Source organism: Burkholderia sp. Ap-955, assembly GCF_011753045.1.
Taxonomy (GTDB): domain Bacteria; phylum Pseudomonadota; class Gammaproteobacteria; order Burkholderiales; family Burkholderiaceae; genus Burkholderia; species Burkholderia lata_D.
Map to the genome: position 1 here is coordinate 25494 of NZ_VWWH01000008.1, position 16682 is coordinate 42175.

Genomic DNA, 16682 nt, shown 5'->3' on the forward strand with positions numbered 1-16682 from the left:
AACCGACGACGAGCATTTTCACGAGCGAACCTCCACCGCACGGCCGACATATACCTGGCTGACGCCCGGCCGCCCCCATGAAAAAGCGTACATGACCAGCAGCGCGGAAAATACGTAAGATGGCGACACAAACGCCATCGAGAAGATGTTGTCGAAGCAAAACGCGCCCACGAGGTAGAACCAGACAGTCGGCTTGTTCCGCGCCTGCCCATACCCAAGCACGAACACCAGCCACGCGATCGCACCGAACACGCCCATCTCGACGAACAGGTGCGGGTAGAACGTGTCGGTGGTCTTCAACAACCCGCCGAGTCCATACCAGTCGAAGTGATAGAACGAGTAGAGAGGGGACGAGAACTTCACCGATGCCGGGCCGCCGAAGCTGCCCAGTCCTTCGCCGAGCAGGTTGCCGTTGCGGATCGACTCGAGCATGACGCGATAGGACTCGGCGCGCGCCGAATTGCCCGCGACGACGTAGAACAGGATCTTCGCCATGCCGACCTTCAACAGCGAATCCAGCGCGCCCGTCACTGCAAGCGCGAGCATCAGGCCTGCGATGCCGGCGGCGGCCAGCCACGCACGCACATCCCTGACGTTTCGCACAAACGGATAGACGGCCAGCACCGCGAACAGCTTGAACGAGAAGCCGAGCAATCCGAACAGCAGAAACCCCCACGACGCGATCGCCGCGCGGCGGCTGGACCAGTACCAACGGCACAGCAGGAACGCGCAAAAGTTGATGAAACTGAATTCCGAGAAGAATCCCATCCACCCTTGCGCACGCAGGAACAATCCGGAGTCGATCCGGACCGGCATGAAAAGCGGCAACCCGGCCGCATACGACACGTAGAAATACAGCTGGAACAGATCGTTGCTCACGACCACGCCGATGAACGCCCTGACCAGCACGTCGAGCCGGTCGCGGTACGGGAAGATCGCCACGGTGATCGCAACCGGAAAGAGGAAGCGGACGAGTTCCTCGATGCCGGCGTCGGCGTTGAACGACAGCAGCATCCCGATGCAGAGCGACACGGCGACAGGGAGCGCGACGACGGCCATTCGATGAAAACGCGGGCGCAGGAGGATCGCGGCGAACACCAGGACGAACGCGCCCATCTTGACGGTCTGGGAACGGGCGTCGTCGAGCGTGAGCAGCGTATCGCTCACGCAGAAGGCGACGTACGCGAGTGCCAGAAGGCCGGCGCCCAGGTCCGCGATCCGCGAGCGGCCACGCGGCGCGATCACCGATGTGCGAATCGCCATCGTCATGAGTGCGCTCCGGGCGTCGCTGAAGCCGGTGTCAGGTCGGCTGCATCCCCGACCCGAATCGATGCGGCATACGCTGCACACACTCGCCGCGCGTGCATCGCGACGATCCCGTTCCGGATCAGCGTGACGGCCAGCGCGGCCGCCAGCATGCAGAAGAAACCGGCTTCACCGCCGATCGCGACGCTACCGCCGAACAGCGCGAGAAACAGCATCGACGTGCCGATGTTGATCCGCGCGGTGACGGCGCTCTTCTCGAACGCCATCAACACGTTGCTGCCGACGACACCGAGCACGCCTGCCGCGCACTGGATCGCCAGCAGCACGCCGCCCGCCAGCACCGCATACGCGCCGCCGTCGTCGAACCCGTAGCGATAGGTCAGCCCCGCCACGATCGCCAGGTTCGCCACGAACACGACCAGATTCGACAGGTCGATGTTGCGCCGCATCGCACTCAGCGTCGCGTCGAGCGGAACCTGGTCCTTCTTCCGCTTCACGAGATCGGGCAGTTGCGCGATCGAAATCGCGCGGGGCAGCAGGTTGCCGACGGCGATCACCGACGAGAACAGCGACAACGTCCCGGCGAATGCCGCCCCGCACATCGCCTTCGCCGCCGGTACGATCGCGAGCGCGATCCCGCCAGACAGGAAATTGGTGAGCCCGAACTGCAGCCCCTTCACATCGACGCGCATCGAGAACGCCCGACGATCCGGCGTACCGATCGCGACGAACATCGCGATCGCCACCGCGATCAACACGACGGCCAAGCACAGCGACGCGGGATAGCCGCGATGCATGCCGATCCACAGCATCGCGCAGGACCCCGCGATCAGCACACAGTCGAACGCGATCGTCACCCGGTAGCGTCGGTACGACACGAAGAAGTGCCGCGCAAGCTGGTACACGGTCCAGCCCCACATCAGCGCGATTACTCCGCCGAGATCGAACGCGACGAGGCCACTCGCGGACACCAGCACGCACGCAAGCGTCGCCGTCACGGCGGTGCAACCCGCCATCGACACCAGCGAATAGAACGCGTCGCGCGCCGCGCGCGGCCCGTCGCTCGCCGGCACGCGTACCAGGATCAGCGTCGCCCAGCCGATCGCCGTGAAGAAGCCGATCATCTGCGCGATCGAAATGTTGGACGCCGCACGCCCGAGCTCGTCCAGCGAATAGACCCGCTGAATGACCCAGAACGTCAGCACGCGATAGAGCCCAGGCGCACCCGTACACACGAGCGCCTCGAGACGGCCCAGCAGCTTTTTGGCATCGGTGTTCCGCAACATGACTTTCACGCGTCCCGCCCGCTATGCGCGCGCCAGCACGCCGCGCGTATCGATCACGACCTTGGTCTGCAGCCGCACCGGGTCCATGCGCCGGAACGGCGCGTGATCGACCAGGATGACGATCACGTCGGCTTCGGCCAGCGCAGTGTGCAGCTCGCACAGCCGGGTCTTCGCTTCGAGCGCTGCCGGCAATGCGGCGATGTTGGGCTCGACGACCAGCAGCGTCGCGCCGGCATGCTCAGCCAGCGCCTCGACGATCTCCATCGCCGGGCTCTCGCGCAGATCATCGATGTCCGCCTTGAACGCGAGGCCAAGGCACGCGATCACCGGCTCGCGGAACCGGCTCGCCGCCTGCCGCACGCGCTCGTACACGAAATGAGGTTTCGCGTCGTTCACGTTGCGCGCGGTACGGATCAGCCGTGCGTGCTCCGGCGCCGAATCGACGATGAACCACGGATCGACCGCAATGCAATGCCCGCCGACGCCCGGCCCCGGCTGGAGCACGCTGACGCGAGGATGGCGGTTGGCGAGCCGGATCAGCTCCCACACGTTGATGTCGAGTTGGTCGCAAATCACCGACAGCTCATTGGCGAACGCGATGTTCACGTCACGAAACGAGTTCTCGGTGAGCTTGCACATCTCCGCCGTGCGCGCATCGGTCAGGATGCATTCGCCACGGACGAACACCGCGTACAGCTCCTGTGCCCGCGCGCCGCATTTACGCGTCATCCCGCCGATCACGCGGTCGTTCTCCACGAGCTCGCGCACGACATGACCAGGCAGCACGCGCTCGGGACAATGTGCGATACGAATGTCCGAGCGCTCGCCCGCCTGCTGCGGGAACGTCAGGTCCGGGCGCTGCGCCGCGAGCCACGCGGCCATCCTTTCGGTCGCGCCGACCGGCGAAGTCGACTCCAGCACGACCAGGTCGCCTTTCTTCAACACCGGTGCGATCGACCGGCACGCGGCCTCGATGTAGCTCAGGTCCGGCTTGTTGCCGTCGGCAAACGGCGTCGGCACCGCGATCAGGAACGCATCGGCCGGCTCGGGCACCGTCGTCGCGCGCAGGTAGCCTTGCGTCACGGCTGCGTGCACGAGCATGTCCAGTTCCGGTTCGACGATATGGATCTGGCCGCGATTGATCGTGTCGACGGCGTGTTGCGACACGTCGACGCCGATCACGCTTTTACGACGCGCGGCAAAGGCCGCCGCGGTTGGCAGGCCGATGTAGCCCAGCCCGATGACGGAAACGGTTTCGAATGACATGAATGGGTTCTCCAGACGTCGGGGATTCAGCAGAGCGAGCCGGTCAGGGTTGCCAGCCCCTGCGTGCGGACCGGTGGCGAAACGAGCAGATCCGTGATCCGCTCGCTCGCGCGACCGTCGCCATACGGGTTGTGTGCGCGGCTCATCGCACGATAGGCGCTGCCGTCTTCCCACAGCTCGACCACGGCGCCGACGAGGCGCTCGACCTCGGTGCCGACCAGTCGCACCGTGCCGGCCGCGACGGCCTCCGGCCGCTCGGTGGTGTCGCGCATCACGAGCACCGGCTTGCCGAGCGACGGGGCCTCTTCCTGGATCCCGCCGGAGTCGGTCAGGATCAGCCACGCACGACTCATCAGATAGACGAACGGCAAATACTCCTGCGGTTCGATCAGCACCACGTTGTCGATATCGCCGAGCAGCCGCGTGACGGGTTCGCGCACGTTCGGATTCAGGTGCATCGGATAGACGATCCGGGATTCCGGATAGCGCTTCGCGACCGTCGCGATCGCCTCGCAGATCTGCTCGAACCCGCGGCCGAAGTTCTCGCGGCGGTGGCCGGTCACGAGGATCATCCGTCGCGCGTCGTCGAGGAACGGGAACCGTTCGCGCATTTGCTGCACCAGCGCCCGGTCGTACTTCAGGCGCTCCGTAATCGTCAGCAATGCGTCGATCACCGTGTTGCCCGTGACGTGGACGCGACCGGCGTCGATGCCCTCGGCCAACAGGTTCGCACGCGATGTCTCGGTCGGCGCAAAGTGATGCAGCGCGAGCGCGCCCGTGACCTTCCGGTTCGCCTCCTCAGGCCACGGCGAATACAAATTGCCGGTGCGCAGGCCGGCTTCCACATGACCGACCGGGATGCGCCGGTAGTAAGCCGCGAGGGTCGCACCAAGCGTCGTGGTCGTATCGCCGTGCACGAGCACGAGATCGGGACGAAACGATTCGAGCACCGGGTCGATCGCATTGAGGATGTGCCCGGTCAGGCTGCCGAGCGTCTGCCCGGCGCGCATCAGGTCGAGATCGAAATCTGGCGTGATGCCGAACAGATCCAGCACCTGGTCGAGCATCTGGCGGTGCTGGGCCGTCACGCAGACGCCGCAGCGCACGCCTTCGCGGGCGCGCAGCGCGTGGACGAGCGGCGCCATCTTGATGGCTTCCGGGCGAGTACCAAAGGTAACGAGAATGTTTTCGTGGTGAGGGGTCATTGGATTCTCCGTCGGCTTGTCACGCGCGATCTGCGGAGGGTTGCGAAGTGGCGCCGTCGTACGCGTAAGCACCGTAGTTGCCGTACTGCACGGAACGCAGCCCCGGACGGAAGCCGTTGAACACGACGGCTGTCGCGCGCGTGCCCGCTCGTTCGATTCGCTTCGCCGATTCGAGCAGTTCGCCCATGGTCGTCACGCCGGAACGCGCGGCGAGCAGGATCGCATCGGCGTGCGCGGCCAGCACGACGGCATCCGTCACCGGCAGCAGCGGCGGTGCGTCGAGCAGCACGACGTCGTAATCGCGTGTCACGTGCGCCAGCAACGCCGCCAGTCGCTGCGACGACAGCAATTCGACAGGCCGGTCGGCGCGCGGGCCGGCCGGCAACAGATCGACGTTCGGCGCGACGTCGCGAACGATCGCGTCGTCGGCGGTCACGCCGCCGCGCAGGGCCGTCGACAATCCGATATCCGGCCGAATGCCGAAACGCTCGGCAAGCTCGCCGCGGCGCAGGTCTCCATCGATCAACAGCACACGCAGGCTCGACTGTCCGAGCAAAACGGCGACGTTGGCCGACACGAACGATTTCCCGACACCGGCGGACGGGCCCGTGATCAGTACGCGATTGCCTTCGGGCCGGTCCAGCAACTGAAACCGCAGCGCCGTGCAGAGGCTGCGTAGCGCCTCGACGGCAGGTTCGTTCGGTCGCGCAAGCGACAGGACCGGCACGCCGCGGCGCGTCATGTCGCGCTGCGCGAACCGTCGTTGCGCGGCACTGTGCGGAATCGTCGCCATCACGTTCATGTTCGTGTCGCGCTCGATCTCGGCGGGATCGGTCACACCGCCGAACAACACGGCACGGCCAATCACGCCACATGTGCCGAGCACGAGCCCAACCAGCGCGGCAATCACCGTAACCAGCGCCGGCCTCGGTCGCACCGGCTCGTCGGGCACGATCGCGCGATCGATCACCCGCACGTTGCCGATCTTGCTCGCGGTCGCGACGCGAAGCTGCTGGATGCTATTCAGCAAGCCGACATAGATCTCGGTTTGCACCGTCACGTCGCGGCGCAGGCGCACGACGTTGCGCTGTGCGTCGGGCAAGCGGCGGATCGCGTCGTTGATCATCCCGATCTGCGCCTTGGCGGCGGCGATCTGCCGCTCGATCGCCGCGCGTTCCGGATGCACCGGCGTCAACGTCGACGTCAACGCCAACCGTTTCTGCTCGAGCTCGAACAGCGACGTCTGCACGCCTGTCGACTGCGTCAGCATCGCCTTCGCCTGCTCGGTCAGATCCACGATTTCGTGGCGAGCCTGATATGCGTTGAGGCGATCCTCGGCCGCACGCAACTGACGCTCCACCGTCGGCACCTGATCGCTCAGGAACGCCAGCGACTTCTCGGCGGTCGCCGCCTTGCGGTTCGCGTTCTGCAGCACATAGTTGTCGGCAATCGCGTTCAGCACGGCGGCCGCGCGCTCCGGGTCGTGGCTCTCGTACGACACGCCGATCACACCCGACTGATCCTTGCCGCGATTCGCGATCTTCAGCTTGTTCCGCAGCTCGGCGAGCACGACCTGCTTCGAGTCGGCTTTCACGACGAACTGCGCGCCTGCCGCGGCTTCGATTCCGGCCACGTGCAAGATCACGTCGCCGGCAGCCGTCTTCACGCGCAGCGGCTCGCCGATCCGGCCTTCCGCGTCGCGATCGAGATCGGCACCGGACAGGCGATAGCGCACGTCGCCCAGCGACGTGACGATGAACGTATGCTCGTAAAAATCGCTCGGCACCTGGAACGCCGGAATATCGATGTGCTCCCGGCCCCAGAGGAACCCGCCGATCCCGAGCAGGCCGGGCGTCGACAGCCCGCGATTGAAGCGCGCAATGGCGGCACCGATCACGGGAACGCGGCGTGGCAGCGCTTCGATGTACAGGCGTTGAAGATCGACGACCGGCTCGGTCACGAGCCGCGAACGCAGGATCTCCATTTCGCCGTCGTCGGTCGACTTCACGTCGAACAGCGCGCCGAGGCCGCCGACGAGCCCGCCTTCCGCCATGCTCCGCAGATCGGACCCGCCGCTTTCCACCTGCACCGCGATGTCCGCTTGGTAGACTGGCTTCGCAACGAGTGCATAGGCAGCACCGAGTGCGGCACACGCGGCCGTGACAGCGACGATGCGACCCGCGTGCGCGATCAGCACGTCCAGAATGCCGCGCACGTCGAGTTCGTCGGCGTCGTGTGAAAGGCGCCGGCTTTGGTTTGATCCGTTCATGTGAGGTTCACCTCAAGTGTTCCGGCATACCGCATCGGTATCCGGATGTCGCGTCAGGTTCGGTTCGAGACGGGCGATCCGCGCGGCCCAATCGACGACGCCGTGCTCGATCAGCCTCATCGCGTAGTCGTACACATGGCGGCTTCGGCGATACGGATCCGGAATGTCGGCCTGGTAACGTTCAGTGAGGCGGTACACGCGGCCGCGCGTCATCGGATACGTCCGCTCGATCGCGTGGCGATGCGCGACCTCCATCACGAGGATCAGGTCGGCCCATCGGCAGGCCCGGTCGTCGACGCGTCTCGCGCGATGCCCGGACAGGTCGAATCCGCGCGCGGTCAGCACCTCGTTCATCACCGGGTCGATCGCCATCCCGCCGATCGCCACGATGCCGGCCGATTCGATCGCGCAGCCGGGCAGCTCGCGAGACAGCAGCACCTGTGCGGCCGGGCTGCGGCAGACGTTGCCGGCACATACCATCAGGATTCGCTTCATCATTTCGTGACGATCGCGGCAGTCAGGCCGGCGTTGATGGCCGGCAGCAACTGCGCAAGCACGCGACCGAAGCGTGCGAGCTTCGTGCTGTCGACGTACACGACGTCGTGCGGCTGCAGCTCGAATTCGTTGGCGAGCACCATCGACACCGGCGAACGGCCGTCCAGATGAAACACTTGTGCCTGCCGGTCCGCGCCGGCGCGAATCACGTAGGTTTGCTTCGGATCGGCCGTGCTCTGGTTCACACTGCCGGCCTGAGCCAGTGCATCGGCCAGCGTGAGCCGCCCGTTGCGCAGCGGCAGTGCCGTCGTCGGCCGGTTGACTTCGCCCATCACGTACGCGCCGAACTGGTCGCGCGCGCCGACTTGCAACAGGTCACCTTTGCGCAGCACGATGCGCGACGGGTCGAGACGATCGCGGATCAGCCCAGGCAGGTCGATCGGATAGGCGGCACCGTTGCGTACGAGCGTCATGCGGCTCTGGTCGGCATCGGGCGTGAAGCCGCCTGCGCGCGTGACGGCCTCGAGCAGCGTCATCGGCATGTCGTTGAGCGGTTGCGCGCCCGGAGCACGGACTTCGCCGTCGACGTAGACACGATTCGCGCGATACGATGCGACGCGCACCGTCAGTTGCGGCGCGACGAACCACTTTGCCAGCCGCTCGCGAAGCACGGCCTGAATCTCGCCCGTGCTCATACCGGCGACATGCACGTCGCCCACGTACGGAAACGCCAGATTGCCCGCCTGATCGACGACGAAGCCCGCCGGGGGATCGGCGGGACGTATCGTCTGATTGCCCGGATTGCCCTGTGCAGCAGCCAGTTCCGGGTGATCCCAAACCGTAATCTGCAGCACATCGCCCGCGTCTATCGTGTAGGGCGCCGGCACTGCGAACAGCGCCGCACGCGTACGTTCTCCCCGCACACGAGCATCGCGCCGTTGGGCCGCAATCAGCGCTCCGTCGATCGGCCCGATCGGTACCGACGCCGTGTCGTCCGACGCAGGCTCGCGTCGCGGCCGGTCGAACGACGCCGCATCGATGCGATGCAGCGACACGGCCAAGCCGCTTTCGTGAGCCTGCGTCGCGATGCCGCCGTCCTGCCGCGCATCCTGCGTGAGGTTCATGTGCATGCCCGGCTCGACCGCGCATGCGGACAACACCGTGACCGACAAAAGTGCGATCGCCGACCGCGCGCGTCGCGCCCGGAAGCGGGATCTTTTTCCAGTTTCCATTCCTGTTATCCAAACCGCGTACTGCGACGCGTCATTCAATAAGCGTTGCGATGGGTGAATCCGCACAGAACGGTCGCCGCCACGATCCGCATGTCCAGCGCGAACGACCAGTTGTTCAGGTAGTAGAGGTCGTGTTCGACCCGCTTCCGCATCTTCTCGACCTGATCGGTTTCGCCGCGGAGCCCGTTGACCTGCGCCCAGCCCGTGATGCCCGGCTTGATCCTGTAGCGCTGGATGTAGCCGTCGACCCGGTGCCGGTAGAAGTGGTCGTGCTCCACCGCATGCGGACGCGGCCCGACCACCGACATGTCGCCCTTCAGCACGTTCAGGAACTGCGGCAACTCGTCGAGGCTCGTCCGCCGCAGCAGCGCGCCGATGCGCGTGATGCGCGGATCGCCACGCGTCGCCTGCCGCACTTCGCCCGGCACGCCTGCGTCGTGCTTGCGCATCGTCCTGAACTTGTAGATCGTGAAGATGCGTCCATACGCCCCCCTGCGTTGCTGGCGGAACAGCACCGGCCCCGGCGACGAGCACTTGACCGCGATCGCGATCGCGGCCATCAGCGGCGCAGTCGCGAGCAGTGCCAGACCCGCGAAAATGCGATCGAACACGGCCTTGCCCGCGAGCGCCCGAACCGACAGCGGCGACGCCACGAGATCGAGTGCGCGGCTGCGAAGCATCCGGTGCGGATGCAGCGGTGTCATGCCTGCCAGATCCGGCACGAACCGGATGTCCACAAGATCCGTGTCGAACGCCCGAACGATCGCGCCGATGCGATCGGCTTCCGACAGCGGGAGCACGATCCAGATTTCCCCGACCTGCGTGCGACGCACGCACTCGACGAAAGCCCCGAGATCGCAATGGACTTCCGCGTCGCACGGCCCGGCTGCCGGCGTGTCTGACAGGTCGAAGATCGCGGCCACGGGAACCGGCACGCCCATGCCGCGGGCGTCGCGGCCCGCGAGCGCAAGGCAACGATCGCGATGCCCGACGAGCGCGACCGGCTTGCGCCGTGCATGTCGCGCCGCCGCTCGAACGCAAAGCCAGCGCCGCAATGCCTGCGACACGATCAGCGCGGCCGCCGACAACGCAAACCAGACGAACACCCAGCCAAGCTCCATACCGGATTGCCAGTCGAGCGCCGCGACGAAAATCGCACCGATACACAAGACCATGGCCACACCTGCCGGCGCGAGCCACATGCGACGCCACGTCAGGCAACGCTCAGGGTCGCCGTACAGGCCGATCAAAGGAAACAGGACCAGCGCACACGCGATCGAAATGGCGATCAGCACGGAATCGGACTGGGTATGCGGCGCATCGCTGAACCGGTTTTTTGCCGCCCATGCAGTAGCAGCAAGCAGGCCGGCATCCGCCAGCCGAAACCAGGAGACCTTCCCCCGAATGACGGGCGTATAACTAGCGTGGTCGAAAGATCGCATAACACATGACCGGCCATCCGTCGCAAACGATTCTCGACGAGACGGCAGCATGCGTTCACGCCGTCCGAACGCGCCGGTACGAATCGACTTCTGGCCTTATCCTATTATTTAGTAATACATAACTTTGTTTATTGACAGCAACCCCGATCAACTTCACAAACTGTTAAATATCGAGGTTCGATGGCGCGATCCAGTGGATGCCGAAATACCGCCTCTCCCTGTTAAATACAGGCTCGCCCCGGATCAAATCAATGCAAGCATCGATGCTGCCATTGCGATCCACCGTTTTGAATAGGACGAGTACTAAACAAATTGGTATAGCGGCGAAATTCGTCCAATTTGAACAGGAGTGCGCCCTCCATCCAAATATCGGAGCGCTGTCAAGCAATCCATCGGTGGCGCCTGGTCGCACGCGCGGCGCGCAGACGGTGTCCCGCCCGGCGAGAATTTCTCGGCACCCACCCCTTTTATACGACGACGCATCAGCACACACCGACTCGGCGAAAAAAACGTCCAAGACAGAACAATTTCATATGCGCTCCAGTATTCGTTCTATTTCCACGTCTTCGCGGCTTTTGCAATATCCGCGGCAGCGTTGGCGGACCGTCAATACTATTGCGGGTGCCACATGTCTGTTCGATCCTGATCCTCGACGCCATCGCCCGATCGATTAATCGCATCGAAATCCATAAAATCCGACAAAACTGACGAATCGCCGTACTGCACTCGTACTTGTTCAATATTCACGGACGACGCTGATCCGTAACATCCCCGGCATATCAAACGACCGGGGCGGATATCCACGCACCGGCTCCAAGGCCAACGCACCCGAGGTGGAAAATCCGCTCTGTCCGCTCCGTCATCGCCTCGCCGGGCGATCGCGACAAACCGAAACAGTCGCACGCTGCACACGCCGTCCGAGCGCCATCGCATCGCCCCTTGACCAGGCAGCGCGCCGGCCCATTCACGCACACGGCGATCCGCGCGGCATGGGTGACCGGCGCCGCCCTTGCGCTGCACGGTGCGGCGCATGCGCAATTGCCGGGCGCGGGCCAGTCGCTGCGTGACGTCGAATCGGTTCGCCCGGCGCTGCCGGCTCCCGCCGCGCCCGAACTTGCGGTTCCGTCCGCGCGAGACGAGCCGGCCCCAGCCGCGGCCGAAGAGGGACCGCGCGTGTCGATCCGTGCATTCGACATCGAAGGCAACCAGGCGATCGACACCACGCGCCTGCGCCCTCTGCTTGCCGATCTCGTCGGCCGGGACCTGAACTTCGCCGAACTGCAACAGGCAGCCGGCCGCATCACCACCTATTACCGCGAACACGGCTACGTGCTGGCACGCGCATATCTGCCACACCAGGACGTCGAAGACGGCGTCATCCGCATTGCCATCGCCGAAGGCCGCTACGGGCGCATCGAGCTGCGCAACCGCTCACGCGTGCTCGACGGCGTGCTGCGCCAGCCGCTCGATGCATTGCACCCGGGCGGTGTCGTGCGCGGCGCCGATCTCGAGCGCAGCCTGATGCTGCTCGACGAACTACCGGGCGTCGACGCGCGCGGCACGCTTCGCGCCGGCACGCAACCCGGCACGACCGATCTCGTGATCGACGCGGATCGCGGCCAGTTCGCCACCGGCTCGGTGGAACTCGACAATTTCGGCGATCCGCTCACCGGCCACTATCGTGCGACCGGTAGCCTCACTGTGAATTCGCCGCTGAAACTCGGCGATCAACTCTCGCTGCGCGGGCTGACCAGCAATACGAACCAGCGCTACTACCGCGCCGCTTACCAGCTCCCGGTCGGTCCGGCCTCGACACGGATCGGCGTCGGCTATTCCGAAATGGCCTACCGGCTCAACGGCACGTTCCGGCCGTTCGGCTATCACGGCCGCGCGAGCGTTCAAAGCGTATACGTCACGCAGCCGCTGGTGCGCGGTCGCCGTGCGAACGTCAGCGCGCAGGTGCTCTACGAAAACAAGAATCTCCACGACGACTACGGCGTGTTCGATTTCGTCAGCGACAAGAACGTGGGCCTGTGGTCGTTCTCCGTCAACGGCTACAACGAGGACGACGCGTTCGGCGGCGGCCGCAATTCGTTCTCCGCCACGCTGGGCATCGGTCGCATGCGCGGCAACGATCCGCTTGAAATGAACGCCTTCGCGAAGACGCACGGCAGCTTCACGAAACTGAACCTGAATGCACTGCGCCTGCAGGCGCTCGGCGCCCGGTTCCAGTTCTATACGCAGTTCAGCGCGCAGCTTGCCTCGCGCAATCTCGACGCATCGGAAAAGTTCAGCCTTGGCGGCCCCTACGGCGTGCGCGCGTATGCCCTCGGTGCGGGCAGCGGCGACCAGGGCTGGCAGGCGACGGCCGAGCTTCGCTACCTCGCCGCGCCGGGCTGGCAGGTGAGTACGTTCGTCGACACCGGGCGAATGCAGATCAACAAACAGCCGTGGCGCAACGAACTCAACACGCTGCAGCTCTCCGCCACGGGGGTTGGCGTGACCTGGTATGCCCCGCGCCGTCAGGTCAGCCTGACGGCAGCCTGGCCGCTCGGCGCCGCCGACGACGTGCCCACGGTCACGCGCGGGCCCAGCGTCTGGTTACAGGCCGCGCAGTATTTCTGAGCGGCCGGCAAGAACTGTCCGGTAACGGGCCTCACTCTACCGGACAGTAGCGTCGGGCAGCCTTGACCAGGCTGCCGGCATTCCGAACGGGCGATCACTCTCGCCCGCCTCCTTCGATTCATTAGGTATACGTAATAACAACATGGTCGCATACCGAATCGATTCAACCACCAGGAAACCAAAGCGATGAACAAGACCTACTCACTGGTATGGAACCAGACGCAGCAATGCTGGACTGCGGTCGGGGAAACCGCGCGCCGCCGCGGCAAGACCGGCAGCGGCAAGCGTCTCGCCGCCGCCACCGCCTCGCTGCTCGGCCTCGCCGCGCTGCCCGCCTTCGCGCTGCCTTCCGGCGAAGCAATCACGTCCGGCAAGGCCGACATCGTGCGTGCCGACGATGGCCGCTCGATGAACATCAACCAGCACACCGACAAGCTCATCACCAACTGGCAGGATTTCAGCGTCGCCAACGGCGAGCGCGTCAACTTCAACCAGCCGACCGACAAGTCGCTCGCGCTGAACCGCGTGATCGGCAGCAACGGCAGCCAGATCGACGGCCAGATCAGCGCCAACGGCCGCGTCTTCCTCGTCAACCCCAACGGCGTGATGTTCGGCGCCGGCGCGCAGGTCAACGTCGGCGGCCTCGTCGCGTCGACGCAGAACCTCTCCGACGCCGACTTCCTCGCCGGTCACTACCGCTTCTCCGGCTCGTCGACCCAGGCCGTCGTCAACCATGGCACGCTCACCGCCGCCGACGGTGGCGGCATCGCGCTGCTCGGCGCGCGCGTCGCGAACAACGGCGTGATCCAGGCCAAGCTCGGCAGCGTCGCGCTCGGCGCCGGCAATGCGTTCACGGTCAACTTCGATGGCAGCGGCCTGCTCAACGTCCAGGTCGACAGCGGCGCAGTCGACGCACAGGCGAGCAATGGCGGCCTGCTGAAGGCCGACGGCGGGCAGGTGCTGATGACCGCACGCGCAGCGGGCAACCTGCTCGACGCGGTGGTCAACAACACTGGCACGATCGAAGCGCGCGGCCTGAACGCGCACGGCGGCAAGATCACCCTCGACGGCGGCACCGTGCAGCTCGGCGGCAAGAGCAAGCTCGACGCAAGCGCAGCCGACGCCGGCGCACCGGCCGGCGCGGTCACGACCCGCGGCGAACGCGTGAACGTCGCAGCCGACGCGCAAGTCAATACGCGTGCAGGCAACGCCGCAGGTACGTGGACGATCGAAGCCGCCAACGCCGGCGTAGGCGGCACCGACCAGTCGATCGCTGCCGACACGCTGTCGCGCAATCTCGACACGACGAACGTCGCGCTGACCAATACGCAGCACGACCTGACGGTCGGCGGCCCGGTCGCGTGGAACAGCAACAACGCGCTCACGCTGACCTCGAAGAACGGTAACGTCGATCTCCAGCAGGCCATTTCGGCAACCGGAGAAAAAGCCGGCCTGTCGGTCAACGCCGCGCAGAAAATCGACGTGCAGGACGCGCTGAAGCTGACCGGTCGCAACGCGCAGCTCGAACTGAATTCGCGTGATGGTCATACCCTCTCGAACGACAAGGCCGTCGTGACGCTGTCCGGTCAGAACGCTTCGTATCGCTCGAACGGCGAAAGCTACAAGGTTCTGCACACGCTCGACGATCTGCGCAACGTCGACACGAACCTGAACGGCCGTTATGTGCTCGGCAACGCGATCGACGGCGCCAACGCGAACTTCCGCAGCATCGGCGGCAATAACGCGTTCGCGGGCGTGTTCGACGGGCTCGGCAACACGATCCAGCGCCTGTCGATCCACAATGACGCGAAGGACGTCGGCCTGTTCGCCACCAACACGGGGCAGCTCGCCAACCTGGCGCTCCGCGACATCACGGCAACCGCAAGCGGTTCGAGCGGAACCGTCGGCACGCTGGTGGGCCACAACACCGGCACCATCACGAACGTCGCCGCGCACAACGTGACCGTTCGCGCCAACAACCTGGCGGCCGCAGGCGGCCTCGTCGGCGCGAACCGCGGCGGCACGCTCGATCACGTCAGCGTGTCCGGGCAGGTCTACGGCGATAATCATACGGCCTCGCTCGGCGGCCTCGTCGGCGAAAACCTCACGCTGAACGGCAAGATCGCGACGATCCGCGACGGTCACGCAAACGTGAGCGTCACCATCAACAACGACGGCATGGCTGGCGGTCTCGCCGGATACAACGGCGGCCTGATCGACGCATCGTCCAGCTCCGGCAACGTAATCGTGACGGGAGTCCCGGCGATGGCGGGCGGCCTGGTCGGCCTCAACGACGACAATGGCGTCATTGCCAACTCGTCGTCCCGTTCGTCCGTCACGGCAAGCGACAACGCGGTCCTGGGCGGCCTCGTCGGGATGAACTTCGGCCACGTTCGCAACACCAAAGCGGCCGGCAAGGTCACGATCGGCAACGATGGCACCGCGGGCGGCTTCGCCGGTCACAACTTCGGCGAGATCGAAACGTCGACCGCCAACGGCGATGTCGTGGCAGGCAATCACGTCGAAGTCGGTGGCTTCGTCGGCTCGAACACCGGCACGATCAATACGTCAACCGCAACGGGCAACGTCAACGCAGGCAACGACAGCAAGGTCGGCGGGCTCGTCGGCGTCAACATGGCGGAGATCCGCGCGTCGCAGGCGCACGGCAACGTGGCGGCCGGCAGTCGCTCGCAGGCCGGCGGTCTGGTCGGCCTGAACAGTGGCTACATCTATACGGCATCGGCTGAAGGCGCGGTCGGCGCGGAAGACGACAGCACTGTCGGCGGGCTCGTCGGCTTCAACTACGGCACGATCGATGGTTCGCGTGCGACCGGCAACGTGCGCGTCGGGAACCGCAAAAACGCTATGAAGAACAGCTACGCTGGCGGGCTCGTGGGCACGAACAACGGCCTCATCAACGCGTCGCGCGCATCCGGCAACGTTCAAGGCGGCGTTGTCGGCATCGTGGGGGGCCTCGTGGGCCACAACGACCTCGGCACCATCCAGAACTCGCAGGCATCGGGCGACGTGACGACCGGGAACTACGGCGAAGCCGGCGGGCTGGTCGGCTATAACGAGAACACGGTCGCCAACTCCTCCGCGACGGGCAATGTGCGGGCCGGCCATTCGTCGGATGCGGGCGGACTGATCGGTGTGAACAGCGGAAAGGTGACGCAATCGAAGGCTTCCGGCAACGTCGACGTAGGCTCAAGCAGCCACGCCGGCGGGCTGGTCGGCTCACAGTTCGGCAGCGTCTCCGACTCCAGTGCAACCGGCTCCGTGCGAGGCAGCGATTACAGCCACGTAGGCGGCATCGCCGGCAGGAACTCCGGCACGATCCTGCGCACGTCGGCGGGCGGCACGGTTTCGGGTGGCGCATACGCCGTGCTCGGTGGGCTCGCCGGCAGTAACCACGGTTACATCGGCCAATCGTCGACCAGCGGCCGGGTCGACGCCGTGTCGAACGGCGGCCAGACCTATGGTGCATTGGTCGGCTTCAACGGAGCAGGTACGCTGATCGGCAACACCGCGTCCCAGCGCGATCCGTCGATGCCGCTCGTCGGTTCCGGCCGCCCGCAGATCGGGCGCTAATCGAT

10 protein-coding genes are annotated in these 16682 nt (G+C 65.5%); 2 read left to right on the plus strand and 8 right to left on the minus strand.

Annotated features, from left to right (window positions below; genetic code table 11):
- Nucleotides 1-18: 18 nt before the first annotated feature.
- The 8 genes from F3J15_RS07030 to F3J15_RS07065 form a co-directional block, all read right to left on the minus strand.
- Nucleotides 19-1269 carry a hypothetical protein gene (locus F3J15_RS07030; protein ID WP_166889189.1) on the minus strand — a complete coding sequence of 417 codons (1251 nt, stop codon included), beginning with the start codon at nt 1267-1269 and terminating at the stop codon, nt 19-21.
- Nucleotides 1266-2552, minus strand: a complete 1287-nt coding sequence (locus F3J15_RS07035; RefSeq protein WP_166889192.1) for a hypothetical protein — start codon at nt 2550-2552, stop codon at nt 1266-1268. The genes F3J15_RS07030 and F3J15_RS07035 overlap by 4 nt, the downstream gene beginning before the upstream one ends.
- 21 nt (nt 2553-2573) lie before the next feature.
- The gene (wecC, locus tag F3J15_RS07040; RefSeq protein WP_166889195.1) at nt 2574-3818 is read right to left on the minus strand and encodes a UDP-N-acetyl-D-mannosamine dehydrogenase; all 1245 of its coding nucleotides are present in this window, start codon (nt 3816-3818) and stop codon (nt 2574-2576) included.
- Nucleotides 3819-3844: 26 nt separating this feature from the next.
- The gene (gene wecB / locus F3J15_RS07045) at nt 3845-5023 is read right to left on the minus strand and encodes a UDP-N-acetylglucosamine 2-epimerase (non-hydrolyzing) (RefSeq protein ID WP_166889198.1); all 1179 of its coding nucleotides are present in this window, start codon (nt 5021-5023) and stop codon (nt 3845-3847) included.
- Between the two features lie 19 nt (nt 5024-5042).
- A complete protein-coding gene (locus F3J15_RS07050; RefSeq protein ID WP_166889202.1) occupies nt 5043-7292 on the minus strand; it encodes a polysaccharide biosynthesis tyrosine autokinase in 2250 nt (749 codons plus the stop codon).
- Between the two features lie 12 nt (nt 7293-7304).
- The gene (locus F3J15_RS07055) at nt 7305-7790 is read right to left on the minus strand and encodes a low molecular weight protein-tyrosine-phosphatase (RefSeq protein ID WP_166889205.1); all 486 of its coding nucleotides are present in this window, start codon (nt 7788-7790) and stop codon (nt 7305-7307) included.
- Nucleotides 7787-8959 (minus strand): polysaccharide biosynthesis/export family protein, encoded by a 1173-nt coding sequence (locus F3J15_RS07060; protein WP_166889469.1) that lies wholly within the window; start codon nt 8957-8959, stop codon nt 7787-7789. Before F3J15_RS07060 ends, F3J15_RS07055 begins: the two co-directional genes overlap by 4 nt.
- Nucleotides 8960-9054: 95 nt before the next feature.
- Entirely contained in the window at nt 9055-10461 is a 1407-nt protein-coding gene (locus F3J15_RS07065; protein ID WP_166889208.1) for an undecaprenyl-phosphate glucose phosphotransferase, read from the minus strand.
- Nucleotides 10462-11400: 939 nt separating this feature from the next.
- Here F3J15_RS07065 and F3J15_RS07070 point away from each other — a divergent pair.
- Both F3J15_RS07070 and F3J15_RS07075 read left to right on the plus strand, forming a co-directional pair.
- On the plus strand, nt 11401-13086 hold the full coding sequence (locus F3J15_RS07070) for a ShlB/FhaC/HecB family hemolysin secretion/activation protein (RefSeq protein ID WP_240158639.1): 1686 nt from the start codon (nt 11401-11403) through the stop codon (nt 13084-13086).
- A gap of 186 nt (nt 13087-13272) precedes the next feature.
- Nucleotides 13273-16677 carry a GLUG motif-containing protein gene (locus F3J15_RS07075; RefSeq protein WP_166889211.1) on the plus strand — a complete coding sequence of 1135 codons (3405 nt, stop codon included), beginning with the start codon at nt 13273-13275 and terminating at the stop codon, nt 16675-16677.
- Nucleotides 16678-16682 lie beyond the last annotated feature (5 nt).

Excerpts from the sequence above, each read along its gene's own strand:
- F3J15_RS07030 (WP_166889189.1), bottom strand. The coding sequence starts at position 1,269 with ATGACGATGGCGATTCGCACATCGGTGATCGCGCCGCGTGGCCGCTCG.
- F3J15_RS07075 (WP_166889211.1), top strand. The coding sequence starts at position 13,273 with ATGAACAAGACCTACTCACTGGTATGGAACCAGACGCAGCAATGCTGG.
- F3J15_RS07050 (WP_166889202.1), bottom strand. The coding sequence starts at position 7,292 with ATGAACGGATCAAACCAAAGCCGGCGCCTTTCACACGACGCCGACGAA.
- F3J15_RS07035 (WP_166889192.1), bottom strand. The coding sequence starts at position 2,552 with ATGTTGCGGAACACCGATGCCAAAAAGCTGCTGGGCCGTCTCGAGGCG.
- F3J15_RS07055 (WP_166889205.1), bottom strand. The coding sequence starts at position 7,790 with ATGATGAAGCGAATCCTGATGGTATGTGCCGGCAACGTCTGCCGCAGC.
- F3J15_RS07065 (WP_166889208.1), bottom strand. The coding sequence starts at position 10,461 with ATGCGATCTTTCGACCACGCTAGTTATACGCCCGTCATTCGGGGGAAG.
- wecC (WP_166889195.1), bottom strand. The coding sequence starts at position 3,818 with ATGTCATTCGAAACCGTTTCCGTCATCGGGCTGGGCTACATCGGCCTG.
- wecB (WP_166889198.1), bottom strand. The coding sequence starts at position 5,023 with ATGACCCCTCACCACGAAAACATTCTCGTTACCTTTGGTACTCGCCCG.